This is a genomic window from Serratia sp. HMSC15F11, from assembly GCF_001808215.1.
In the GTDB taxonomy this organism is placed as follows: Bacteria; Pseudomonadota; Gammaproteobacteria; order Enterobacterales; family Enterobacteriaceae; genus Serratia; species Serratia nevei.
In genome coordinates this window covers 39671-62604 of the sequence record NZ_KV792390.1, presented here as the reverse complement: position 1 = coordinate 62604, position 22934 = coordinate 39671, and the positions used below count along the sequence as shown (strand labels likewise).

Annotated in this window: 17 protein-coding genes and 2 tRNA genes (1 of these 19 cut by a window edge); 11 read left to right on the top strand and 8 right to left on the bottom strand. The window is 61.7% G+C overall.

Annotated features, from left to right (window positions below; genetic code table 11):
- Together HMPREF3138_RS01125 and HMPREF3138_RS01120 are read right to left on the bottom strand one after the other, a co-directional pair.
- Positions 1-27, bottom strand: a tRNA-OTHER gene (locus HMPREF3138_RS01125) (it extends 62 nt beyond the left edge of the window).
- A gap of 66 nt (positions 28-93) precedes the next feature.
- Positions 94-170: transfer RNA gene (locus HMPREF3138_RS01120), tRNA-Met, on the bottom strand.
- A gap of 216 nt (positions 171-386) precedes the next feature.
- On the opposite strand from HMPREF3138_RS01120, the gene mltA reads away from it, so the two are divergent.
- Together mltA and tcdA are read left to right on the top strand one after the other, a co-directional pair.
- The gene (gene mltA, locus HMPREF3138_RS01110) at positions 387-1523 is read left to right on the top strand and encodes a murein transglycosylase A (RefSeq protein WP_038878731.1); all 1137 of its coding nucleotides are present in this window, start codon (positions 387-389) and stop codon (positions 1521-1523) included.
- Between the two features lie 84 nt (positions 1524-1607).
- Positions 1608-2414 carry a tRNA cyclic N6-threonylcarbamoyladenosine(37) synthase TcdA gene (tcdA, locus tag HMPREF3138_RS01105; protein WP_004931886.1) on the top strand — a complete coding sequence of 269 codons (807 nt, stop codon included), beginning with the start codon at positions 1608-1610 and terminating at the stop codon, positions 2412-2414.
- Here tcdA and csdE read toward each other — a convergent pair.
- On the bottom strand, positions 2405-2839 hold the full coding sequence (gene csdE / locus HMPREF3138_RS01100; RefSeq protein WP_038878734.1) for a cysteine desulfurase sulfur acceptor subunit CsdE: 435 nt from the start codon (positions 2837-2839) through the stop codon (positions 2405-2407). The genes tcdA and csdE overlap by 10 nt on opposite strands.
- 19 nt (positions 2840-2858) lie before the next feature.
- Positions 2859-4064 (bottom strand): cysteine desulfurase CsdA, encoded by a 1206-nt coding sequence (csdA, locus tag HMPREF3138_RS01095; RefSeq protein WP_070558744.1) that lies wholly within the window; start codon positions 4062-4064, stop codon positions 2859-2861.
- 196 nt (positions 4065-4260) lie between these two features.
- Here csdA and HMPREF3138_RS01090 point away from each other — a divergent pair, with 196 nt between their 5' ends.
- The 4 genes from HMPREF3138_RS01090 (at position 4261) to rlmM (ending at position 7331) form a co-directional block, all read left to right on the top strand.
- Positions 4261-4485 carry a YgdI/YgdR family lipoprotein gene (locus HMPREF3138_RS01090; RefSeq protein WP_025304050.1) on the top strand — a complete coding sequence of 75 codons (225 nt, stop codon included), beginning with the start codon at positions 4261-4263 and terminating at the stop codon, positions 4483-4485.
- 385 nt (positions 4486-4870) lie between these two features.
- Positions 4871-5788, top strand: a complete 918-nt coding sequence (locus HMPREF3138_RS01085) for a transcriptional regulator GcvA (protein WP_025304049.1) — start codon at positions 4871-4873, stop codon at positions 5786-5788.
- Positions 5789-5839: 51 nt separating this feature from the next.
- Positions 5840-6235, top strand: a complete 396-nt coding sequence (locus HMPREF3138_RS01080) for a DUF423 domain-containing protein (RefSeq protein ID WP_004931896.1) — start codon at positions 5840-5842, stop codon at positions 6233-6235.
- Positions 6228-7331: a 23S rRNA (cytidine(2498)-2'-O)-methyltransferase RlmM gene (rlmM, locus tag HMPREF3138_RS01075; protein WP_038878746.1), complete on the top strand. Its 1104-nt coding sequence runs from the start codon at positions 6228-6230 to the stop codon at positions 7329-7331. Before HMPREF3138_RS01080 ends, rlmM begins: the two co-directional genes overlap by 8 nt.
- 39 nt (positions 7332-7370) lie before the next feature.
- On the opposite strand, the gene xni is transcribed toward rlmM, so the two are convergent.
- The 3 genes from xni to queF form a co-directional block, all read right to left on the bottom strand.
- On the bottom strand, positions 7371-8129 hold the full coding sequence (gene xni / locus HMPREF3138_RS01070) for a flap endonuclease Xni (RefSeq protein ID WP_038878759.1): 759 nt from the start codon (positions 8127-8129) through the stop codon (positions 7371-7373).
- A gap of 54 nt (positions 8130-8183) precedes the next feature.
- Positions 8184-9548: a nucleotide 5'-monophosphate nucleosidase PpnN gene (gene ppnN, locus HMPREF3138_RS01065; RefSeq protein WP_038878760.1), complete on the bottom strand. Its 1365-nt coding sequence runs from the start codon at positions 9546-9548 to the stop codon at positions 8184-8186.
- Positions 9549-9740: 192 nt separating this feature from the next.
- Positions 9741-10586, bottom strand: a complete 846-nt coding sequence (gene queF, locus HMPREF3138_RS01060) for an NADPH-dependent 7-cyano-7-deazaguanine reductase QueF (RefSeq protein WP_038878761.1) — start codon at positions 10584-10586, stop codon at positions 9741-9743.
- A gap of 63 nt (positions 10587-10649) precedes the next feature.
- Between queF and syd the strand changes: the two genes are divergently transcribed.
- Positions 10650-11198 (top strand): SecY-interacting protein, encoded by a 549-nt coding sequence (gene syd, locus HMPREF3138_RS01055; RefSeq protein ID WP_038878762.1) that lies wholly within the window; start codon positions 10650-10652, stop codon positions 11196-11198.
- 609 nt (positions 11199-11807) lie between these two features.
- On the opposite strand, the gene HMPREF3138_RS01050 is transcribed toward syd, so the two are convergent.
- The gene (locus HMPREF3138_RS01050) at positions 11808-13046 is read right to left on the bottom strand and encodes an MFS transporter (RefSeq protein WP_038878764.1); all 1239 of its coding nucleotides are present in this window, start codon (positions 13044-13046) and stop codon (positions 11808-11810) included.
- 178 nt (positions 13047-13224) lie between these two features.
- Between HMPREF3138_RS01050 and HMPREF3138_RS01045 the strand changes: the two genes are divergently transcribed.
- From HMPREF3138_RS01045 to truC, 4 genes are all read left to right on the top strand, one after another.
- Positions 13225-13551, top strand: a complete 327-nt coding sequence (locus HMPREF3138_RS01045) for a YqcC family protein (protein ID WP_033638567.1) — start codon at positions 13225-13227, stop codon at positions 13549-13551.
- Positions 13552-13697: 146 nt separating this feature from the next.
- Positions 13698-19673, top strand: a complete 5976-nt coding sequence (locus HMPREF3138_RS01040; protein WP_070558743.1) for an alpha-2-macroglobulin family protein — start codon at positions 13698-13700, stop codon at positions 19671-19673.
- A 49-nt stretch (positions 19674-19722) separates the two neighbouring features.
- Positions 19723-22071 (top strand): penicillin-binding protein 1C, encoded by a 2349-nt coding sequence (pbpC, locus tag HMPREF3138_RS01035; RefSeq protein ID WP_038878767.1) that lies wholly within the window; start codon positions 19723-19725, stop codon positions 22069-22071.
- A 60-nt stretch (positions 22072-22131) separates the two neighbouring features.
- Positions 22132-22902: a tRNA pseudouridine(65) synthase TruC gene (gene truC / locus HMPREF3138_RS01030; protein ID WP_038878769.1), complete on the top strand. Its 771-nt coding sequence runs from the start codon at positions 22132-22134 to the stop codon at positions 22900-22902.
- Positions 22903-22934: the final 32 nt, after the last annotated feature.

The following is a 22934-nucleotide window of genomic DNA, read 5'->3' as shown; positions in this document are numbered from 1 at the left end:
CGAGCTACCAGGCTGCTCCACCCCGCGTCCGTCTTGATGCTGTATTACTACGAAACCACCGTTTCATGGTATGCCGCTGGTACGGCATTCGGTTGGTTGCGGGGGCCGGATTTGAACCGACGACCTTCGGGTTATGAGCCCGACGAGCTACCAGGCTGCTCCACCCCGCGTCCGATGGATGCGCACTATACTCTCCATGCGTTTTGTTGCAAACCCTTTTTGCATTTTATTGGCCTAAACCCGTTTTTCTGCTGGATTTGCCCGCAATTTGCCTTCTTTTTCATCACCATCCTCCATGCGGCTTTTTTTATTTGCAGCGATTCCTTTATCAATGAGCGTTTGTTATCGTTCAGCCGGTAGATCATATCAGTTTGAGAGTGTGCGCGATGAAAGGACGTTGGGGCAAATACCTGCTGGGCGGGTTGATGGTGGCGGTGTTGGCGGGCTGTTCGTCCAAGCCGACCGATCGGGGTCAGCAATATAAAGACGGCCGTCTGGATCAATCGCTGGAGCTGGTCAATCAGCCCAACGCCAAAGGTTCGCCGGTCAACGCCAAGGACTACTCGGATCAGCTGATGGAGATCAAGTACGCGTCGCCTTCGCTGTTTAACCGCAACAGCAGCACCTATCAGGCGGTGCAAAGCTGGATGGCGTCCGGCGCCGACACGCGCATGCTGAGCCAGTACGGCCTCAGCGCTTACCAGATGGAAGGCGTCGACAATTACGGCAACGTGCAGTTTACCGGCTACTACACGCCGGTGGTGCAGGCGCGCTATACCCAACAGGGCGAGTTCCGCTATCCGCTGTACCGCATGCCGCCGAAGGGCAGAGGCCGCTTGCCGGATCGCGCGGGCATCTATTCCGGCGCGCTCGACGATCGCTATATCATCGCTTACACCAACTCGCTGATGGACAACTTCATGATGGAAGTCCAGGGCAGTGGCTACGTCGACTACGGCAACGGCCAGCCGCTGGTGTTCTTCGGCTACGGCGGCAAGAACGGCCACGCCTATCGCAGCATCGGCAAGGTGCTGATCGATCGCGGCGAAGTGGCCAAGGCGGACATGTCGATGCAGGCGATCCGTCAGTGGGCGGATACCCACAGCGCCGCAGAGGTGCGTGAGCTGCTGGAGCAGAATCCGTCGTTCGTGTTCTTCCGCCCGGAAGCTTTTGCGCCGGTGAAGGGCGCCAGCGCGGTGCCGCTGATCGCCAAAGCCTCGGTGGCCTCCGACCGTTCGCTGATCCCGGCGGGCACCACGCTGCTGGCCGAAGTGCCGCTGCTGGACAACAAGGGCAAATTCACGGGAAAATACGAGATGCGCCTGATGGTCGCGCTCGACGTGGGCGGCGCCATCAAGGGCCAGCATTTTGACATGTATCAGGGCATCGGGCCGGAAGCCGGCCACTCGGCGGGATACTACAACCACTATGGCCGCGTCTGGGTGCTGAAGAACAACGGCGGTGGCCAGCTGTTCAGCGCCAATCAGTCAAACGGCGGCGGTTCGTTGCTGGCCACCCGCTAAACGCATACGGCGTGAAAAGAGTGACCCGCAAGGGCCGGATTTTCCGGCCCTTATCATTTGCATTACGAAGGTAATTAAAGCGTTATGAGCACAGCTTATTCGGAAGCCTATCTGCAGCGTTTCGGCGGCACGGCGCGGTTGTACGGCCAGCAGGCGCTGGCGGTGTTCGCGCAGGCGCACGTCTGCGTGATCGGCATCGGCGGCGTGGGTTCCTGGGCGGCTGAGGCACTGGCGCGCACCGGCATCGGCGCCATCACCCTGATCGACATGGATGATGTTTGCGTCACCAATACCAACCGCCAGATCCACGCGTTGCGCCAACACGTCGGACAGTCGAAAACCGAGGTGATGGCGGAGCGTATCCTGGCGATTAACCCGGAATGCCGGGTGACCTGCATCGACGATTTCATCACCCCGGACAACGTCGCCGAGCTGCTGGACCATAACTTCAGCTACGTCATCGACGCGATCGACAGCGTGCGGCCGAAGGCGGCGTTGCTGTCATACTGCCGCCGCTTCAAGATCCCGGTGGTGACTACCGGCGGCGCCGGCGGGCAGATTGACCCGACCAAGATCGAAGTGGCCGATCTGGCGAAAACCATCCAGGATCCGCTGGCCGCCAAGCTGCGTGAGCGGTTGAAGCACGATTTCAACGTGGTGAAAAACGGCAAGGGCAAGCTGGGCATCGACTGCGTCTTCTCCAGCGAGCCGCTGGTTTACCCGCAGCCGGACGGTTCGGTGTGCGCTTCGCGCAGCACGGCGGAAGGGCCGAAAAGAATGGATTGCAGCGCGGGATTCGGCGCGGCGACCATGGTCACCGCGACCTTCGGCTTCGTCGCCGTGTCGCACGCGCTGAAAAAGATGGTGGCGAAGGCGGCGCGTCAGGCGTAACGGGCGGCGATCGCCTTTACGGCGGCGGCCAGCGCCGCCAGGCCGCTGGCGCGGGTGGCGCTCAGCTGCGCGCGCAATGCCAGGCGGTCGAACAGCGCCAGCGGATCCAATGCGGCGATCTGCTGCGGCGTTTTCCCTTCCACTTCGGTCAGCAGCACCGCCAACAGGCCGCGCACGATGCGGCCTTCGCTGTCGCCATAGAAGTGCAGCGTGCCGTCTTCCAGCAACTGGTGCCCCAACCAGACGCGGTTTTCACACCCGCTCAACGCTATTTCTTCACTGCGCAAGGCCTCCGGCAGCGGCGGCAGCCGTTTCGCGAGCATAATCAGCTGGCGGTAGCGGTCTTCCCACTGTTTCAGCGTGCTGAAGGTGGCGATCAACGCTTCGGCGGTGACCTCTCGGCCAAAAGGATGGGGGGCGAGCATAGCGTCTCCGGGAGTCAAGTCAGTCGGCCAGCAGATTGAGAGCGTGAGTCAACGCGCTGACCAGCGTATCGACGTCCTGTTGCGTATTGTAGGGGGCGAACGATGCGCGCAGCGTGCCGCTGACGCCTAACGCCGCCATCAGCGGCTGCGCGCAGTGTTGGCCGGCGCGCAGCGCAATGCCTTGCTCCGCCAACAGCGTGACGATGTCGCTGTGGTGTACGCCGGCGATATCGAACGCCAGCAGGCTGGAGCCGGAGCTGCGGAAGCTGCGAAAGCCCGGCAGCTGCGCCAACCGCTGTTCCGCCTGGTCCGCCAGCTTGCAGCTGTAGCGCTCCGCCGCCGCCATGTCCTGCTCGTTGAGCCAGGTGAGCGCTGCGGCCAACCCCAGCACGCCGGCGATGTTCGGCGTGCCAGCTTCGAAGCGGTGAGGCGGTTTTTGCGGGGTAAAACCGTCGAACGACGCCTGGGTCAGCATCTTGCCGCCGCCTTGCCACGGCGCCATCTGCGCCAGCAGCTCGGCTTTGCCGTACAGCGCGCCGATGCCGGTCGGGCCATACAGCTTGTGGCCGGAGAAGGCGTAGAAATCGATGTCGAGCCGCTGTACGTCGGCCGGGCCATGAACCACGCCCTGAGCGCCGTCGATCATCACGCGTGCGCCGGCGGCATGCGCCTGCGCGATAGCCGGCGCTAGATCCGGGCAGCCGCCGGTGACGTTGGACATTTGCCCCAGCGCCAACAGGCGGGTTTTGTCGTTGAGCAGGGGGGGGAGCTGCGTCAAATCCGGCAACCGATCGGCGCCGATGGGCAGTTTCACCACTCGCGCGCCGGTTTGCTCTGCCACCATCAGCCAGGGAATCAGGTTGGCGTGGTGTTCCGCTTCGCTCACCAGGATTTCATCGCCCGGCTGCAGGCGCGGACGCAGGTAGCTCTGCGCCACCAGGTTGATCGCCTCGGTGGTGCCGCGCGTCCAGACGATGTCGTCGGCCGACGGCGCATTGATCAGCTGCGCCACCTGGCCGCGCGCTCGTTCGAAACGGGCGGTCAGATCCTGCGCCGCCCGATGCTGGCTGCGGTGCACGGTGGCGGCGTCATCGCGATAAAATTGCTGCGTGGCGTCGATCACCGCCTGCGGTTTCAACGCGGTGGCGGCGCTGTCCAGATAGATGCCGTCCTGCGCGAGCGCGGGAAACTGTTGGCGAAAAAGGCTGGGGTTAAAAGGCGTCATACCCTGATTGTCACTGGCTTGAGTCGATGGGTGATCCTGTCCTATTTTGCCGCCGGAGACAAGCGATCCTGCCTATTAGGACTTATCGCCTGGCAAAATTGGGAAAGTTTGTTATGCTATTAAATGTGCGCTAATTAATCGCATCTATACAGATAAAAGGTATTTATCAGCATTTAAAACTACAAAGGAGTCCTCAATGAAGAAAACAGCCGCAGTTCTCTCTGCTCTGATGCTTACGTTCACCCTGGCCGCCTGTTCCAGCAACTACGTGATGCATACCAATGACGGACGCACCATTGTCGCTGACGGCAAGCCTAAAGTGGACAACGATACCGGCATGATCAGCTATAAAGACGCCAACGGCGTCGAGCAGCAGATCAACCGTGCCGATGTGAAAGAGATGGTTGAAAGCAACCAGTAATCGTCAGGCAAAAAAAAGCACCGCAAGTTTTGCGGTGCTGCATAAAATCACTATGGACAGACAGGGTAAATGTACAGGAAGTGAAAAAACAGTAGCCTAGCTACCATGTCCGGAATCGCCGGACAATTTGCAAACACAACATCACAACCACAAGCCAAAAGTTCATCGGCGTCCTCGACACCCACTCCCTTTTCGTTCCGGCCCGGGAAGTGCCGCCACTATAGGTATTTGCTGGCGCATCCTCAACGGACAAATTATAATGGCTCGGATTAAAAAAACTAATGGCAATACGCCGTTAGCGTTTACCGATGGCTTGCCACACAAAGCCGCCCGATTTTCGGCGCCGAATCATTCGGATTAATGTTACACAAAAGTAGCTAATTTAATGTCTAAACGCTTACCTCCCCTCAATGCGCTGCGCGTGTTCGATGCGGCCGCTCGCCACCTGAGTTTCACCAAGGCGGCGGAAGAGCTGTTCGTGACTCAGGCCGCGGTGAGCCACCAGATCAAGTCGCTGGAGGACTTCCTCGGGCTGAAGCTGTTTCGTCGGCGCAACCGCTCGCTGCTGCTGACCGAAGAGGGGCAAAGTTACTACCTTGATATCAAGGAGATCTTCTCTTCGATCAACGAGGCGACGCGCAAGCTGCAGGCGCGCAGCGCCAAGGGGGCATTGACCGTCAGCCTGCCGCCGAGCTTCGCCATTCAGTGGCTGGTGCCGCGCCTGTCCGGTTTTAACTCAGCTTATCCGGGGATCGACGTGCGCATCCAGGCGGTGGACCGCGAAGAAGACAAGCTGGCGGACGACGTCGACGTGGCGATTTTCTACGGCCGCGGCAACTGGCCGGGGCTGCGCGCCGAGCGCCTGTATGCGGAATATCTGCTGCCGGTGTGTTCGCCGAGCCTGCTGACCGGCGATCATCCGCTGAAAACCGCAGAGGATCTGGCTTATCATACGCTGCTGCACGACGTTTCACGCCGCGACTGGCTGGCCTATACGCGCCAGCTGGGGCTGCAGCACATCAACGTGCAGCAGGGGCCGATCTTCAGCCACAGCGCCATGGTGGTGCAGGCGGCGGTACACGGCCAGGGCGTGGCGCTGGTGAACAACGTGATGGCGCAAACCGAGATTGAAGCCGGTCGCCTGGTGTGCCCGTTCAACGATGTGCTGGTCAGTAAAAACGCTTTTTATCTGGTATGTCATGACAGCCAGGCAGAACTGGGTAAAATAGCCGCCTTCCGGCAGTGGATCCTGGCGCGTGCCGCCAGCGAACAAGAGAAGTTCCGCTTCCGCTACGAACAATAAGGCCGGCCGCCGCCTTGCCGCGGCCGGTGATTTTTAATGGGATAGATCACGATGAGCAGCCGTTCCATGCTGGTTTTCGCCGCTATCAGCGGCTTTGTGTTTGTCGCGTTGGGCGCATTCGGCGCGCATGTGCTAAGCGGTACGCTCGGCGCCAACGAAATGGCCTGGATCCGCACCGGGCTGGAATATCAGGGATTCCACACCCTGGCCATCCTGGCGCTGGCGGTCGCGATGCAGCGCCGCGTGAGCCTGTGGTTTTACTGGAGCGGAGCGCTGTTGGCGTTCGGCACCGTGTTGTTCAGCGGCAGCCTCTATTGCCTGGCGCTGTCGCACCTGAAGGTCTGGGTTTATATCACGCCGGTTGGCGGCGTGTGCTTCCTGATCGGCTGGATATTGATGTTGATTGGCGCTTTGCGTCTGAGGAAAAAGGCCGAGCGCCATGAATAAGATTGCGTTGTACTGCCGCCCCGGCTTTGAAAAAGAGTGTGCGGCGGAGATCACCGACAAAGCCGCCCAGCGGGAGATTTACGGCTTTGCACGGGTAAAAGAGCACAGCGGTTACGTGCTGTTCGAATGCTATCAGCCGGACGATGCCGACCGCCTGGCGCGGGAAATTCCGTTCCGCGAACTGATTTTCGCCCGCCAGATGATCGTGGTGGGTGAGCTGCTGCGCGATCTGCCGCCGGAAGATCGGGTATCGCCGATCGTCGGCATGCTGATCGGTGTGGTTGACCGTGGCGGTGAGCTGCGGGTGGAAGTGCCGGACACCAACGAAAGCAAAGAGCTGATGAAGTTCTGCCGCAAGCTGACGGTGCCGCTGCGCGGCGCGATGCGCGAGCAGAAGGTGCTGATGGCGCGCGAGAACCCGACTCGCCCGGTGGTGCACGTGTTCTTCATCGCGCCGGGCTGCTGCTACGTTGGTTACTCCTACAGCAACAACAACTCGCCGTTCTACATGGGCATTCCGCGTCTGCGCTTCCCGGCCGATGCGCCGAGCCGTTCGACGCTGAAGCTGGAAGAAGCGTTCCACGTATTCATCCCCGCCGACGAGTGGGACGAACGCCTGGCCAGCGGCATGCACGCGGTCGATCTGGGCGCTTGCCCGGGCGGCTGGACCTATCAGCTGGTGAAACGCAGTATGATGGTGCATTCGGTGGATAACGGCCCGATGGCGCCGAGCCTGATGGAAACCGGCCAGGTGACGCACCACCGCGCCGACGGCTTCAAGTTCGAGCCGAACAGCAGCAAGATCTACTGGCTGGTGTGCGACATGGTGGAGAAACCGGCGAAGGTGACCAGCCTGATGATTCAGTGGCTGGTGAAAGGCTGGTGCCGCGAAGCGATCTTTAACCTCAAGCTGCCGATGAAAAAGCGCTATGAGGAAGTGTCGCAAAACCTGACGAGCATCCGCGAAGCGCTGGGCGCCGCCGGTATCAGCGTCGAAGTGCACGCCAAGCAGCTGTATCACGACCGCGAAGAGATCACCGTACACGTGCGCCGCATGTGGTCGGCGGTGCCGGGCCGGCGCGACGAGCGCGATTAATCGCGTTAAGCCTGATAAAGGGCGCTGCTTGCAGCGCCCTTATTGTATCGGCAGGCGCAGCTGCTGCAGGTTACCGTCCAACGACAGATCGGTGCGCAGCGTGGCCACCTGTTTGCTGACGTAGGCCAGCTCGCGGTGCTGCTCCAGCTTGCCGCGCCATTTCTCCGGCACCTGCTCCAGGTGCTGATAGAGCCCGTCCAGGCTGCCCGACTGCTGCAACAGCAGCACGGCGGTTTTTGGCCCGATACCCGCCACGCCGGGGATCTTGCTGCTGCCGATCCCCGCCAGCCCCCAATAGTCCGGCAGCTGCTGCGGCTGTACGCCGAATTCCTGTTGCACGAAAGGCATATCCAGCCAGCGTTTCTGGAAGTAATCGCGGATCTGCACGTTCGGCGCCAAAAGCTGACAGTAGCCTTTGTCGGTGGAGACGATGGTCACCTGATGGCCGCCGCCGGCGACCTTGGCCGCCAGCGTAGCCGCCAGATCGTCCGCCTCGTTGCCGGGAGAATGCCAGCTGGCGACGCCCAATTCGGCGAAGGCCTCGCGCAGCTGCGGCATCTCCTGCTGCAGGTTTTCCGGCATCGGCGAGCGCCCGGCCTTGTAGTCCGGCAGAATTTGGTGGCGCCAGCTGTCGCGGCGATCGTCCTCGTCGAAGACCGCCACCGCGTGGGTCGGGCGGCTGTGTTGGATCAGCTGCTGCAGCGCGTGGCGGCAGGCGTTGACGCAAGGGGAGCCCTGCACGGCGTGAATGCGGCGGATGAGGTTCAGGGCGTCGACAATCAGTAGGTGTATCATCATGGGCGGCAAGGTCAGAAAAAACAGGGCGGCCGTTACGCCGCCCGGGATTGAGGGTCAGGCTACGATTTCGTAGCAGGGCACATAGGCGCTGCCCGGCAGCTTCATGCGGTGCTGGGCGACAAAGCCCTGCAGCAGGCTGTCCATCTGCTTCATCATCTGCGGTTCGCCGTGCAGCTTGTACGGGCCGAACTGCTCGATGGCATGGATGCCGTTTTCCTTCACGTTGCCGGCCACAATGCCGGAGAACGCGCGGCGCAGCGCGGCGGCCAATTGCTCCGGCGGCTGGTTCGGATACAGATTGAGGTTCGCCATGTTCTCATGGGTCGGCTCGAACGGCAGCTGCAGATCCGGCGCGATGCGGATCGACCAGTTGAAGCTGTAGGCGTCGCCGGTGTTGCGGCGGTTTTCCTTCACCAGCGGCATGGCTTGCTTCATCTGCCGCGCCACTTCCGCCGGATCGTCGATGATGATGGTGTAATGGCGGCGTGCTTCGTCGCCCAGCGTGTTCATGATGAACTCGTCCAGCACGCGGAAGTAGTCGGCGCTCTCTTTCGGCCCGGTCAGGATCAGCGGCAGCACCTGTTCGCTGTTCTCCGGGTTCATCAGGATACCCAGCAGGTACAGCAGCTCTTCGGCGGTGCCGACGCCGCCCGGGAAGATGATGATGCCGTGTGCGATACGCACGAAGGCTTCCAGGCGTTTTTCGATGTCCGGCATGATCACCAGCTCGTTGACCAGCGGGTTAGGCGGCTCGGCGGCGATGATCGACGGCTCGGTCATGCCGATGAAGCGGCTGTTGCGGTAGCGCTGCTGCGCGTGACCGACCGCCGCGCCTTTCATCGGCGCTTCCATGGCGCCCGGCCCGCAGCCGGTGCAGATGTTCAGCTCGCGCAGGCCCAGCTGGCTGCCGACCTTGCGCGCGTACAGGTATTCGTTTTCGTTGATCGAGTGGCCGCCCCAGCACACCACCATATTGGGATCTTCATCCAGATGCAGCGTGCGTGCATTGCGCAGGATCGAGAACACCAGGTTGGTGATGTGGGCCGAGTTTTCCAGGTTCAGGTGCTGGAAGCGGCCGGCGCTGGCGATTTGGCCATGCACGAACAGGATGTCGCGCAACACGGCGAACAGGTTGGCCTGCAGCGAGCGGATGATGCGGCCGTCGACGAACGCCTCTTCCGGCGGATTGACCAGCTCCAGCTTCACCCCGCGCTCGCGGCGCAGCACGTTGATGTCGAAGGTTTCATAGCGCGACAGCAGCTGCTTGCTGTTGTCGGTTTGGCTGCCGGAGTTCAACACGGCCAGCGAACAGTTGCGGAACAGGCGGTACAGGTCGCTGCTGGCGGTGCGCTTCAGCATGTCTACTTCCAGCTGCGACAATAAATCCATAGAGCCAAGCGGGCTGATGTGTGTAATCAAGGTAACTCCTTTGCACCCGGTGCGGGGCGGTAGTAATCCATACGCAGCAAAACAGCATCTCGTTATGGTTGGCGTGCTGCGGCGAAGCGGGCGCTCTGCCCGGCCGCAGCCTCGTTTTAACCTTACCGCCGTCCCTGTGCTTTTACCAACACAAACCGCTCGTTAGCTCAGTTGTTGAGCAATGTTTCGCACTTATTGGCGCGCCAGGCGGCCGTGCTCGGGGGCGAACGCGACGTTGCTGCGCCACGGGTTGATATCCAGCCCGCCGCGGCGGGTATAGCGAGCGTAGACCGTCAGGCTTTGCGGCCGGCAATAGCGCATCAGATCGTTGAAGATGCGCTCGACGCACTGCTCGTGGAATTCGTTGTGGTGGCGGAAGGAAACCAGGTAGCGCAGCAGCGCTTCGCGATCGATCTTGCCGCCGCGGTAGCTTATCTGCACCGAGCCCCAGTCCGGTTGATGGGTGATCAGGCAATTGGACTTCAGCAGGTGACTGACCAAGCGCTCTTCCACCACCTCTTCACCGGCGGCGTTCAGCAGGTAGTCGGCGTTGAACTCATAATTGTCGATGCGGATATCCTGCTGGTCGATGCAATCGCCGGCCAGGCGGGCGATCGGCGTGTCTTCCAGCTGCTCGACGCTGAACAGGGTGACGCTGACCTCGCCCTGGGCGCAGGCGGACAGATCGCGCTGCAGGGTGCTGCGCACCGTTTCCCAATCGGCGAACGGGGTTTGGTTGAAGCTGTTGAGGTACAGCTTGAAGCTTTTCGATTCGATCAGGTTCAGGCTGTCGGCGTTGAGGCTGATTTCACCAACCGCTACCTGCGGCAAGCCGTTGGCGTTCAGCCAGGAGAGCTCGTACAGCGTCCAGATGTCCGCGCCGTGGAAGGGCAGGTTATCGGGATACAAGCCCAGCGGCTCGCGGTTCATGCTGCGCGGCACCGCCTGCAGCAGCGTGGCGTCGTAGCGATCGCGGTAGGCGGTGGGTTTGCCCAGCGTCAGCCCCGACAGGGCCTGGTGGTCTTGATATGAGGACATCTGCTGTCACCTCGGTCAGAGATAGGTACAATGGCCGTCAGTTTAACGTATGCGAGAAAGAATATGGACCATGATGTATCGCACGCTCTGCGTGAATTCACTCAACGCTATGTCGAGTTGTGGCAGCAAGAGCGCGGCCACGCGCCGGCCAGCCAGGCGCTGTACGGCGTGCCGTCGCCCTGCATCGTGGAGAACCGCGAGGACGAAGTGCTGTGGTTGCCGCGGCCTTTCGAACCGGCGGCGACGCTGGAAAAGGTAGAAACCGCGCTGGAGCTGCGTTTGCAGCCGGATGCGCACCGCTTCTACACGCAGCAATACGCCGGCGACATGAGCGCGCAGTTCGGCGAGCATCGCCTGAGCCTGCTGCAGGTCTGGAGCGAAGAGGATTTTATCCGCCTGCAGGAGAACCTGATCGGCCATCTGGTGACGCAAAAACGTCTCAAGCTGTCGCCAACGCTGTTCCTGGCGACCACCGAATCCGAGATGACGATGGTGTCGTTGTGCAACGTCAGCGGCAACGTGGTGCTGGAACAGTTCGGCAGCGATAAACGCACCCTGCTGGCGGCGACGCTGGGGAATTTCCTCGATGCGCTGCGCCCGGTGTTGGACTGAATCGCGACGGATTCGCCGTCGCCCGTGTGAGAGATCTCTCACACGGCCTGTGAGAGATCGCTCTTAATTTTTCCCGCCTTTCTCCAGGCTATGAGATTATTGTTATCCAGATCAATTGGTTAGAATTTCTTTAGGATAACTCTTAGTCTTGATTTAGTGTGAGACACCTCCCAAACCCTTGTGATTCCGGGGAATTTAAGCGATCTTATCGTTACCGGAACGGAACCGGCGGAGCAGGAAAGCATCAGGATGATGCAGCTTCAGGAAGAAGAAAGGGATGCGCTCAGGCAAGAGCGAAGGATGGCGTCAGGAGATGCCCAGGATGTTTCAGGATAGAAACCAGGGACACCTCCAGGACGGAGATTGAGAGCCGGCACAGGACTGTCGGCGGGTCAGGAAGGCTGAGGAACCGCGTCAGGATGATGCTGCAGGATGATGCAAGGACCACTTGGTCAGGATGGCCGCAGGAAAAGTTTTCAAGGATTGAGCAGGGAGCACGCTGTGTAGCGGGATAGCTATAAAACGAACCGGGGGCACTGTTAACGCAGTGCCCCCAACTTTTTGTTTTATCCCGCTGCGCGTGCGCCCCGCCTTAATCCCTCTTCAGCGTTAACCAATCGCGCCCAGCGTATCGCCTGCGCCCTGTTTTTTCGGCAGCAGGAACAGCGTGGCGTAGATATCCAGCAGGTAAATCGCCGCCAGCAGGCTGATGGCCGCGGTAAACGACACCTGCGTCACCAGCGCACCGATCACCAATGGCCCCAGGCCGCCGACGCCGCGCCCCAGATTGAACAGGATGTTCTGCGCGGTGGCGCGCGCCTGCACCGGATAGGTATCGGAAATCAACGCGCCGTAGCCGCCTATCATGCCGTTGACGAACATGCCCATCACGGCGCCGGCGAACAGCATCAGCGTCGGGTCGCTCAACTGGGCGTAGCCGATCACCATCACCACGGCACCGATCTGATAAAGCACGAAGATCTTCCAGCGGGCGAAGCGGTCGGCCAGCATGCCAAACAGCCAGATGCCGAACGTCATGCCGACCACCGTCACCGCCGTCCACAGGCCGGACTTGGTGAGCGAGAAGCCAAAGTTTTTCGCCAGGTAAGTCGGCATCCAGATCATCAGGCCGTAGTAACCGAAGTTCTGCACCGAACAGAGAATGAAGATGCCGATGCTGGCCCTGCTGGTGGCGCGATCCTTAAACAGCAGGCGCAAACGCTGCAGGAAGGAGAGCGGTTGCCCGGCCTCTTTCTGCCGCACGAACGCCTCCGGCTCGCCCAGGGTACGGCGGATCAGGAATGACGCCAGCGCCGGCAGCAGGCCAACCAAAAACATGCCGCGCCAGCCGATGTGTTCCAGCAGCAGCGGCGTCAGGAAGGCGGCCGCCAGCACGCCCAATTGCCAGCCCATGCCGACGTAAGCCGAAGCGCGGTTGCGCTTCTCCGCCGGCCAGGCTTCGGCGATCAGCGCCATGCCGATGCCGAATTCGCCGCCCAGCCCGATGCCCGCCAGGGTGCGATAGGCCAGCAGATCCCAATACCCTTGCGCCACGGCGCACAGGCCGGTGAACAGGGAGAACATCAGAATGGTGATCGTCAGCACCCGGATACGGCCGAAACGATCGCTGAGGTGGCCGAAAATCACGCCGCCCAGCACCGCGCCGATCAGCGTCCAGGTGACCAGAGAACCGGCGGCCGATGAGGTTAATCCCAATTCGATGCTGATGGCCGGCAGCATAAAGCCGAGGATCAGCAGGTCAAACCCGTCCATGGCATAACCGGTGACCGAAGCCAGCATGGCTTTACCGGGCGTCGCGTGGTTTTTTTTCTCTGTTATTACGGACATGAATCTTTATCTGTGTGGTGAACTCGGTGGGCCTATTGTGCCGCGCGGCGGCGAACGCCACCAGATAAAAACGGCGGACTGTCTCAGGCGCGCCGAATTTGGGCTATAAAAATGCTATGCTTTGCCGCCTTTCAGCCAGCGCGCTGAATACCATGATGAAAAGAGATCGGGAATGCAGATGAGTATACATAACCAGGTGCGCCGCAGTTTGCAGGCGATTGAACAATCCATGCGCGATCTGGCGCTGTGGCAGGCCGCGCCGCCTGATCATGAGGCTTTCTCCAGCACCGAGCCGTTCTGCATCGACAGCATGTCGGCCGAAGCCTGGCTGCAGTGGGTGTTCTTGCCGCGCATGTATGCGTTGCTGGACGCCGAAGCGCCGCTGCCGACGCGCTTCGCCATCACGCCTTATTTCGAAGAGGCGTTGAAAGATCGTGAACCGAGCAGCCTGCCGCTGTTGGTGCTGCTGCAACAGCTGGATTTGATGTTGAATAAAGAGCCGTAATTCGCCGGCGGCGCGCAGATTTTTGCCGCCCGGCAGTGTAGAGTACTCGCGCGGATGCCGGGCAGGAGAGCCGACGGCGTCTTTCGGCTCGGTTGAACCACGGCGGTTGACCGGGGGCTGCATTAGGATGATGAGGTGCTGCAATAATGGATTTATTAAGGTTTATCCTGCGTTTGCCTTTTACCCTGGTTAAGGGCGTCTGTCGCCTGCTGGGTGGGGCGTTGTCGCTGTTGGGGCGGCTGCTGAGACCGCTGGTCGGTAACCTCAGCTGGCGTGCGCCGGCCTGGTGGGCTGCGCTGCCGCGCGGTTTCATGCGGCTCGAAAGCGGCGTGGATAAACACCCGAAAGCGATCGGTTTAGGCCTGTTGCTGTTGGCTGGCGCCGCAGGCGGCGCATTTTACGGCTGGCACTGGTGGCAAAACCGGCCTCAGCCTATCGAGCCTGCGCCGATGGTGGTTCAGGAGGTCAGCGCATCGCTTGCCAACCCCGAGCCGATAGATTACGCCGCCGCCCGGCAGGTGCCGCAAACGGTGAGCCTGACCTTCAGCGGGTCGGTCGCGCCGATCGCCGCAGTGGGTAAAACCGTGAGCGCCGGCATCATTCTGAAGCCGACGGCGGAAGGGCAGTGGGCATGGATCAATGAGTCGACGCTGCTGTTCACGCCGAAAAAGCCGCTGCCGATGGGCGCGAAGTATGACGTGACCCTTGAGCCCGCCACCTTGCTGGCGCCGCAGATCAAACTGGCCAAAACCCGCTATGCCTTCACCGTGCCCGCGTTCGATTACCGCCTGGGGCAGGCCGAGTATTACCGCGATCCGCAAGATGCGCAGAAACGCAGCGCGATTTTCAATCTGCAGTTCAACGCGCCGGTCGACGTCGCCAGCTTTGAAAAACAGATTTCGCTGGGGTTGAAAGAAGGCAGCACTTCCTCCGAGAAAAAGCTGAACTTCTCTCTGGTCTATGACGAGAAAAAACTGAACGCCTGGGTGCATTCCGAACCGCTGCAGGCGCTGGATCAGGGCGGCGCTGTGCATCTGACCGTCGGCAAGGGCGTCAAATCGACGGCGGCCGGCAATGCGGTCGAAGAGGCGAAAAGCAACTGGGTTAAAGTCCCGACGCTGTACAGCCTGGCGCTGAGCGACGCCAGTGCACAGGTTGTGGATACCGACGGCGGCCAAGGGCAGCGTGCGCTGGTGGTCGGCTTCAGCGATGCGGTGAAGGATAAAGAGCTGGCGCGAGCCACCAAAGCCTGGCTGCTGCCGCAGCACGATCCGAGCGATGCCGAGACCGCCAACGATGCCGAAGACTTCTATCAATGGACGGTCGACAGCGTCGGTAAAAACGTGCTGGCGCAGGCGACGGCATTGCCATTGACGCTTAACGAGGCGGAAGAGGCCTATCAACCGCAGTTCAGCTTCCGCTTTGAAGCTCCGGCGCACCGCTTCGTGCTGATCGAGATAGACAACCAGCTGGTCTCCGTCGGCGGTTACAAAATGCCGAAGAAGGTTTATCGGGTGGTCGAAGTGCCGGAGTTCCCGAAATCGCTGCAGTTCATGTCCGCAGGCTCGCTGCTGTCGGTCAACGGCGACAAACAGATCAGCGTGGCGGCGCGCAACGTGGCGGGCCTGCGGCTGGACATCAAGCGGGGGATCCCGAGCCAGCTGCAGCACATCGTCTCCTTCAAAAGCCGGGAATATTCGTCCACGGAATTCAACCGGCTCAACGATGAGTATTTCACCGAGCATTTCAAATACCAGACGGCGCTCAATAACGAGCGGCCGGGGGAAGTGAACTATCAGGGCATCGATCTTTCCCGTTATCTCTCCACCAACGCCAGTTCCCATCGCGGGGTGTTCCTGCTGACGCTGTCTGAATGGCAGCCGAACCGGAAACCGGCGGCGGAAGAGGCGGGCGCCGAACCAGAACAGGAACCGGACGAGAGCACCGGGGATGATCAGCCCGACGTCGGCGATTCGCGCTTTGTGGTGGTGACCGATCTGGGCATTGTCGCCAAGAGCTCGCAGGATAAGACGCGCGACGTCTTCGTGCAGTCGATTCAAAGCGGCGCGCCGGTCAGCGGCGCCAACGTGTCGGTAGTGGCCAAAAACGGCGTGACGCTGCTCAGCCAAACCACCGGGGCCGACGGCCACGTGCGTTTCCCGGCGCTCGACGTGTACACCAACGAGCGCCAGCCGGTGATGTTCCTGGTGGAAAAGGAAGGGGATGTTTCCTTCCTGCCGACCGGCAGCTATAACGATCGCGGGCTGGACTTCTCGCGCTTCGATGTCGCCGGTGAACAAACGCCGACCGATCCGCGCACGCTCGGCAGCTACCTGTTCTCCGATCGCGGCGTTTATCGACCGGGGGATACTTTCAATATTGGCCTGATCACCCGCGCCGCCGACTGGCGCGTTGGCCTGGCCGGCGTGCCGGTGCGCGCCGAAGTCCGCGATCCGCGCGACAAGCTGATGACCACCGTGCCGCTGACGCTGGGCGCCAGCGGTTTCAACGAGCTGAGCTATACCACCGATGAAAACTCGCCCACCGGCGAGTGGAACGTCTATCTGTATCTGATCGGCAAAAACAACGATACCTCCACGCTGCTCGGCCATACCGCGGTCAATGTGAAGGAGTTCGAGCCGGATCAGCTGAAAGTGAAGCTGGCGCTGACGCCGAATCGCCAGCAAGGCTGGGTCAAACCGTCCGAGCTGAAGGCCAGCATCGATGTGCAGAACCTGTTCGGTACCCCGGCGCAGGATCGCCGCGTGACCACCAGGCTGACGCTGCGGCCGATGTATCCGAGCTTCGATCGCTTCCCGGATTATGCGTTCTATGAAAACCGGCAAAACAGCGACGGGTTCGAAACCGAGCTGGAAGATCGCACCACCGATGAGCATGGTGTGGCCGATATTCCGCTCGATCTGAAATCCTATGCCGACGCGACCTATCAGCTGCAGCTGCTGTCGGAGGCGTTCGTCGCCGGCGGCGGGCGCTCGGTGGCAGCTACCGCCCGCACGCTGGTCTCGCCTTACGATTACCTGATTGGGGTGAAGGCGGACGGCGATCTGGGCTACATCAACCGCGACGCGGAGCGGCATCTGAACGTGATCGCCATCGATCCGGACCTGAAACAGATCGCCATGCCGAACCTGAAGCAGGTGTTGATCGAGCAGAAATACATTTCGGTGCTGACCAAACAGGATTCGGGCGTTTACAAATACCAGTCGAAGATGAAGGAAGTGCAGCTGTCGGAACAGCCGCTGGCGCTGAGCGAGCAGGGCGCGGATCTGCGGCTGGCGACCGATAAGCCGGGCGACTTCGTGCTGGTGATTGAAGATGCGCAGGGCAAGACGCTCAACCGCGTCGCCTACAGCGTGGCCGGTAACGCCAACCTGAGCCGTTCGCTGGATCGCAACGCCGAACTGAAGCTGAAACTGAACCAGGCGGAATATCAGCCGGGCGAGGAGATCGAGGTGGCGATCAACGCGCCTTATACCGGTAGCGGCTTGATCACCATCGAGAAGGACAAGGTTTACGCTTGGCAGTGGTTCCACAGCGACACTACCAGCTCGGTGCAGAAGATCCGCGTGCCGGCCGGCATGGAGGGCAACGGCTACATCAACGTGCAGTTCGTGCGCGACATCAACTCCAGCGAAATCTTCATGAGCCCGCTGAGCTATGGCGTGATGCCGTTCAAGATCAGCACACAGGCGCGCCAAAACAGCCTTGAGGTGACGGCGCCGGAGGTCATCAAGCCGGGTGAAAACCTGACGATGACGGTCAAGACCGACGCGCCGCAGCAGGTGGCGCTGTTTGCCGTCGATGAGGGCATTCTGCAGGTGGCGCGCTACCGCCTGAAGGATCCGCTGGAGTTCTTTTTCAGCAAGCGTGAACTGAACGTGAGCAGCTCGCAGATCCTCGACCTGATCCTGCCGGAGTTCAGCAAGCTGATGGCGCTGACCGCGGCGCCGGGCGGCGATGCGGGCGAAGGGCTGGATCTCAACCTCAACCCGTTCAAGCGCAAACGCGACAAGCCGGTGGCCTATTGGTCCGGCATTACCGAGGTCAGCGGCGAGAAGCAGTTCGTCTACCCGGTGCCGGACTACTTTAACGGTAAGATCCGCGTGATGGCGATTTCGGTGACGCCGGAGAAAATCGGCAAGGCGCAAACCGCCGCCACGGTGCGCGACAACTTCATTATGACGCCGAACGTGCCGGCGATGGTAGCGCCGGGCGACGAGTTCGACGTCAGCGTGGGCGTCAGCAACAACCTCGAAGGGCTGAACGGCCAGTCGGTGGCCATCAACGTTCTGTTGACGCCGCCGCCGCAGTTGGAAGTGGTGGGCAACGCGACGCAAAGCCTGACGCTGGCGGAAAAACGCGAGGGTGTGATCGCTTTCCGTCTGCGCGCCAAATCCGCGCTGGGCGATGCACCGCTGGTGTTCGACGCCCGTTACGGCGACCAGGCCAGCCGCCGCACCGTCAGCACCTCGGTGCGGCCGGCGGCGCCGTACCGCACCCAGTCGGTGATGGGGCGCATGAGCGGCAGCAGCCAGAACGTCGATGGCCTGCGCCAGATGTTCGACGCTTTCGCGCAGCGCCGGGCGGCGGTGTCGAATTCGCCGCTGGTGCTGACCCGCGGGCTGGCGCAATACCTGGCGGATTATCCGTATTACTGTTCCGAGCAGATCGTCAGCCGCTCCATTCCGCTGATGCTGCAGAGCCGCCACCCAGAGATGAAAAGCAGCCTGAGCCAGGCGGAAGTCAGCAAGCAGCTGCGCAACCTGCTTGGCGTGCTGCGCGCGCGCCAGAACGACAGCGGGGCGATCGGCGCCTGGCGTTCGTCGCCGGATGCCGATCCTTTCGTCACGCCTTATGTGGTGCAGTATCTGCTCGAAGCCAAAGCGGCGGGCTACGCCCTGCCGGAAGGCATGCTGGACGAGGCCAACGGCGCGTTGCGCGAGCTGGCGGCCAGCGGATTCGACGATCTGTATCTGCTGCGCCTGCGCAGCTGGGCGGTTTACCTGCTGACGCTGCAGGGCGAAGTGACCACCAACTCGCTGGCGGCGGTGCAGGATACGCTGCAAAAACGCTATGGCGAAGGGTGGAAAACCGATCTGAGCGCGCTGTATCTGGCCTCTTCTTATCGGTTGTTGAAGATGGACGACGAAGCCGCCGCGCTGTTGCAACCCAGCTGGCAGCAGCTGAGCAAGGCGTATGACAGCGCCTGGTGGACGCAGAACTATTTCGATCCGCTGGTGCAGGATGCGACGCGGCTGTATCTGATTACCCGTCACTTCCCTGAGAAGGTGGCGTCGATCCCGCCGCAGGCGCTGGAGAATATGGTCAAGGCGCTGAAAGAAGAGCGTTACACCACCTACTCCTCCGCAATGAGCATTCTGGCGCTGGAAAGCTACTCGACCCAGGTGGCGGCGCAATCCGCCAATGCGGATGCCTTGGGCATCGTGCAGGTAGGCAAAGCCGGCGGCGAGCCGCAGCGCATCAGTGAGCTGCAGGGGTTGTTCGTGCAGGGGCAGTTCAACGCCGATGCTACCGTCGTGCGCTTCACCAACGGCGGCAATGCGCCGGCCTGGTATGTGGTGACGCAGGCCGGTTACGACCTGAATGCGCCGCAAAAAGCGCTGTCGCGCGGGATTGAGATCGTTCGCGATTACACCGACGAACAGGGCAAACCGGTGACGCAGGTGACGCTGGGGCAGAAGATCAACGTCCATCTGAAGGTGCGCGCCAACTCGAAAGAGGGGCAGAGCAACCTGGCGATCGTCGATCTGCTGCCGGGCGGGTTCGAAGTGGTGCAGCAGACGCCGCCGGAACCGGCCGACGCCGGCGAGGAGAGCGAAGACCGCGGCGGTTGGCAGTCGCCGCTGGCCGCTACCGGCTCCACCTGGGCGCCGGATTACAGCGATATCCGTGAAGATCGGGTGATTATCTACGGCAGCGCCGGCACCGAGGTGCAGGAGTTCGTCTATCAGATCAAGGCCACCAATACCGGCAGCTTTATTGTTCCACCGGCCTACGGCGAAGCCATGTACGACCGTGAAGTACAGGCGATGTCGGCCGGCGGCGGCAAGCTGGTGGTGGTGCCGGCGGGCAACGACTAGGCCGGATCCGGCGCCAGGCCAGCGTCTGGCGCCGGGGTGGTGAGAACGTATGAAGATCCTGACCGGGCGCGTGCTGCAAAACGGCTTGATGGCGGCGTTTTTACTGGCGCTGCTGCTGACCGCGATTCGGCTGTGGCCGCATCCGCCCCTGTGGCAGGGGCTGCCGCAGTCTTCCGTCTATTACGACAGGCACGGCGCGCTGCTGCGCATCACGTTGGCCAACGACGACCGCTACCGGCTGTGGACCCCACTGGAGCAGGTGTCGCCGCTGGCGGTGCGCGGGCTGCTGCTGCACGAAGACCGCTGGTTCTACTACAACCCCGGCTTTAACCCCGTCAGCCTGATGCGCGGCTTCTGGCGCAGCTATGTCGCCGGCGGCAAAATGCAGGGCGGATCGACCATCAGCATGCAGCTGGCGCGCATGCGCTGGCATCTCAACACCCGCACGCCGGGCGGCAAGCTGCTGCAGGTGCTGCGCGCGGTGCAGCTGGAGCTCAGCTACTCCAAGCGCGATATCCTGGAAGCCTACCTGAATTATGCCCCCTACGGCCGCAACATCGAAAGCATCGGCGCCGCCAGCCTGATCTATTTCGCCAAGTCGCCGAAGGATTTGACCCTGCCGGAGGCGCTGACGCTGGCGGTGCTGCCGCAGTCGCCCAGCTACCGTCTGGAGCCGAAAACCGGCGTGCTCGGCGCTGCATTGACGCAGGCGCGCAACCGTCTGTTCCAGCGCTGGCAGCGGGTTTACCCCACCGACGCCAGCCAGCAAACGCTGTTCCGCCTGCCGCTGGCGCTGCGGCAGCCTGAGCAAGTGCCCTATATCGCGCCGCACTTTATCGAACAGCTGCGCCAGCAGACGCAGCAACTGGTGCAGCGCGATACGCGCGTCGATACCACGTTGGACGCCGGGTTGCAGCGGCTGGTCGAGCGGCAGGTCAACGCGTTTATCGCCCGCAACCGCAGCCGCGGCATCCAAAACGCCGCGGTGCTGCTGGTGGACAGCCGCGATATGGGGGTGCGTGCGCTGGTGGGATCGGCGGACTATTACAATCGGCCGATCCAAGGGCAGGTGAACGGTACCAACGCCAAGCGCTCGCCGGGTTCGACGCTGAAGCCGTTCATCTACGCGCTGGGCATGGAGCAGGGCGTGCTGCATCCGATGACCATCCTGAAAGACGTGCCTTCGTCGTTCGGCGCCTATGCGCCGGAAAACTTCGACCGGCGCTTTCTCGGCCCGGTGACCGCCACCGATGCGCTGAATTTCAGCCGCAACATTCCGGCAGTGTATGTCGCCTCGCAGCTGCGCCAGCCGACCTTTTATCAGTTTTTGCGTCTGACCGGCGTGGCCAATATGGCCAGCGAGAGCCACTACGGGCTGTCGCTGGTGCTGGGCGGTGGCGAGGTGACGGCGCAGGAATTGGCGAAGCTGTATGCGCTGCTGGCGAACCGCGGCGAGCTGCGGCCGCTTCGTATGCAGCTGAACGAGACTGAATCGACGCCGGTTCGGCTGCTGAGCGAGGAGGCCAGTTTCATTACGCTGGATATGCTGCGCCAGCATCGGCGGCCGGGCGATACGCTGGCACAGCGTTCTTCTTCGCTGCCGGTGTACTGGAAGACCGGCACCTCCTGGGGCTTTCGCGACGCCTGGAGCGTCGGGATTTTCGGCCCTTACGTGCTGGTGGTGTGGGAAGGCAACTTCGACGGGCGCGGCAACAATGCGTTGGTCGGCGCCGAGGCGGCCGCGCCGCTGTTCTTCAATATCATCGACAGCGTCAACGCCAGCTACCCAGGCCTGCGGGAACCGAAGCACCCGTTCCCCCAACGGCTGCGGCGGGTGGACATTTGCCTCGCCAGCGGCGATCTGCCGACGCCGTGGTGCCAGCAGAAGGGCAAGACCTGGTTTATTCCCGGCAAGTCGCCGATCAAGGTCGACAGCGTTTACCGCCCGGTGGTGCTGGATATTCACAGCGGTGAGGTCGTCTGCCCGCCGTATGACGCGGCGCAGACCCGCACCGAAATCTTTGAGTTCTGGCCTTCCGATCTGGCCAACGTATTTGCCCAGGCCGGGCTGCCGAAGCGGGCGCCGCCGGTCAACCGCTGCAAGGACAACGGCGTCGCCGTCGGCGGCAACGCGCCGCGCATCACTTCGCCACTGAAAAATACCACCTATACCCTGCGCCAATCGCAGCAGGGGCGGGATAAAATCGCCTTCAACGCGGTGACGGACGCCGACAGCAAGACGGTGTACTGGTTCGTCGACGATATCTATCTCGGCAGCAGCGCCAGCAAAAAGCCGATCGACTGGCGGCCGATCAACAACGGGCGCTATCGCATTCGGGCAGTGGACGATCGCGGCCGCGCCGATACGCGTCTGGTGACCATCGAATGGGTGAACTAGCGCTGAGCCGCACGCCTGTTATACTCGCGCCCGAAACGGCTATTTACCTGGGAAAGCGATGTGATTGAGATTTTGTATCAGGATGAACACCTGGTGGCGGTGAACAAGCCGTCGGGCTGGTTGGTGCACCGCAGTTGGCTGGACCGTCATGAAACTCGCTTTATGATGCAGACGGTGCGCGATCAGCTCGGGCAGCACGTCTTTACCGTGCACCGTCTCGATCGCCCGACTTCCGGCGTATTGCTGATGGCGCTCTCCAGCGAGGTGGCGCGCCTGCTGTCGCAGCAGTTCGAGCAGCATCAGGTGCAGAAAACCTACCATGCGGTGGTGCGCGGTTACGTGCAGGAGGGGGCGACCCTCGATTACCCGCTGACGGCGGAGCTGGACAAAATCGCCGATAAACATGCCGATGCCGACAAGGGGCCACAGCCGGCGGTGACGCACTACCGGCCGTTGGCACAGGTAGAGATGCCGGTGGCCGTCGGCCGCTACGACAGCGCGCGCTACAGCCTGGTGGAGCTGCAGCCGGAAACCGGCCGCAAGCACCAGCTGCGGCGCCACATGGCGCATCTTCGCCATCCGATCATCGGCGACAGCAAGCACGGCGATCTGCGGCAGAACCGCGGTATGGCGCAGCATTTCGGCTGCCCGCGCCTGATGCTGCACGCCAGCCATCTGCAGCTGACGCATCCGGTGACCGGCGAACCGCTGCGGGTGACGGCGCGCTGGGACGAAGACTGGCAAGGGGTGATGGCGCAGTTCGGCTGGGCGGGGGTATTCCCTGAACTTGCCGGGATTGAGTTTAGCGCGGCTAACGGTCAGGATAGCTGACAATTTTTAAAAGGTAATGAAGGGAGTAGGAG

Excerpts from the sequence above, each read along its gene's own strand:
- tcdA (WP_004931886.1), top strand. The coding sequence starts at position 1,608 with ATGAGCACAGCTTATTCGGAAGCCTATCTGCAGCGTTTCGGCGGCACG.
- HMPREF3138_RS01045 (WP_033638567.1), top strand. The coding sequence starts at position 13,225 with ATGAGTATACATAACCAGGTGCGCCGCAGTTTGCAGGCGATTGAACAA.
- csdE (WP_038878734.1), bottom strand. The coding sequence starts at position 2,839 with ATGCTCGCCCCCCATCCTTTTGGCCGAGAGGTCACCGCCGAAGCGTTG.
- rlmM (WP_038878746.1), top strand. The coding sequence starts at position 6,228 with ATGAATAAGATTGCGTTGTACTGCCGCCCCGGCTTTGAAAAAGAGTGT.
- HMPREF3138_RS01085 (WP_025304049.1), top strand. The coding sequence starts at position 4,871 with ATGTCTAAACGCTTACCTCCCCTCAATGCGCTGCGCGTGTTCGATGCG.
- HMPREF3138_RS01080 (WP_004931896.1), top strand. The coding sequence starts at position 5,840 with ATGAGCAGCCGTTCCATGCTGGTTTTCGCCGCTATCAGCGGCTTTGTG.
- pbpC (WP_038878767.1), top strand. The coding sequence starts at position 19,723 with ATGAAGATCCTGACCGGGCGCGTGCTGCAAAACGGCTTGATGGCGGCG.
- HMPREF3138_RS01050 (WP_038878764.1), bottom strand. The coding sequence starts at position 13,046 with ATGTCCGTAATAACAGAGAAAAAAAACCACGCGACGCCCGGTAAAGCC.
- mltA (WP_038878731.1), top strand. The coding sequence starts at position 387 with ATGAAAGGACGTTGGGGCAAATACCTGCTGGGCGGGTTGATGGTGGCG.
- queF (WP_038878761.1), bottom strand. The coding sequence starts at position 10,586 with ATGTCCTCATATCAAGACCACCAGGCCCTGTCGGGGCTGACGCTGGGC.
- HMPREF3138_RS01040 (WP_070558743.1), top strand. The coding sequence starts at position 13,698 with ATGGATTTATTAAGGTTTATCCTGCGTTTGCCTTTTACCCTGGTTAAG.
- HMPREF3138_RS01090 (WP_025304050.1), top strand. The coding sequence starts at position 4,261 with ATGAAGAAAACAGCCGCAGTTCTCTCTGCTCTGATGCTTACGTTCACC.
- syd (WP_038878762.1), top strand. The coding sequence starts at position 10,650 with ATGGACCATGATGTATCGCACGCTCTGCGTGAATTCACTCAACGCTAT.
- csdA (WP_070558744.1), bottom strand. The coding sequence starts at position 4,064 with ATGACGCCTTTTAACCCCAGCCTTTTTCGCCAACAGTTTCCCGCGCTC.
- xni (WP_038878759.1), bottom strand. The coding sequence starts at position 8,129 with ATGATGATACACCTACTGATTGTCGACGCCCTGAACCTCATCCGCCGC.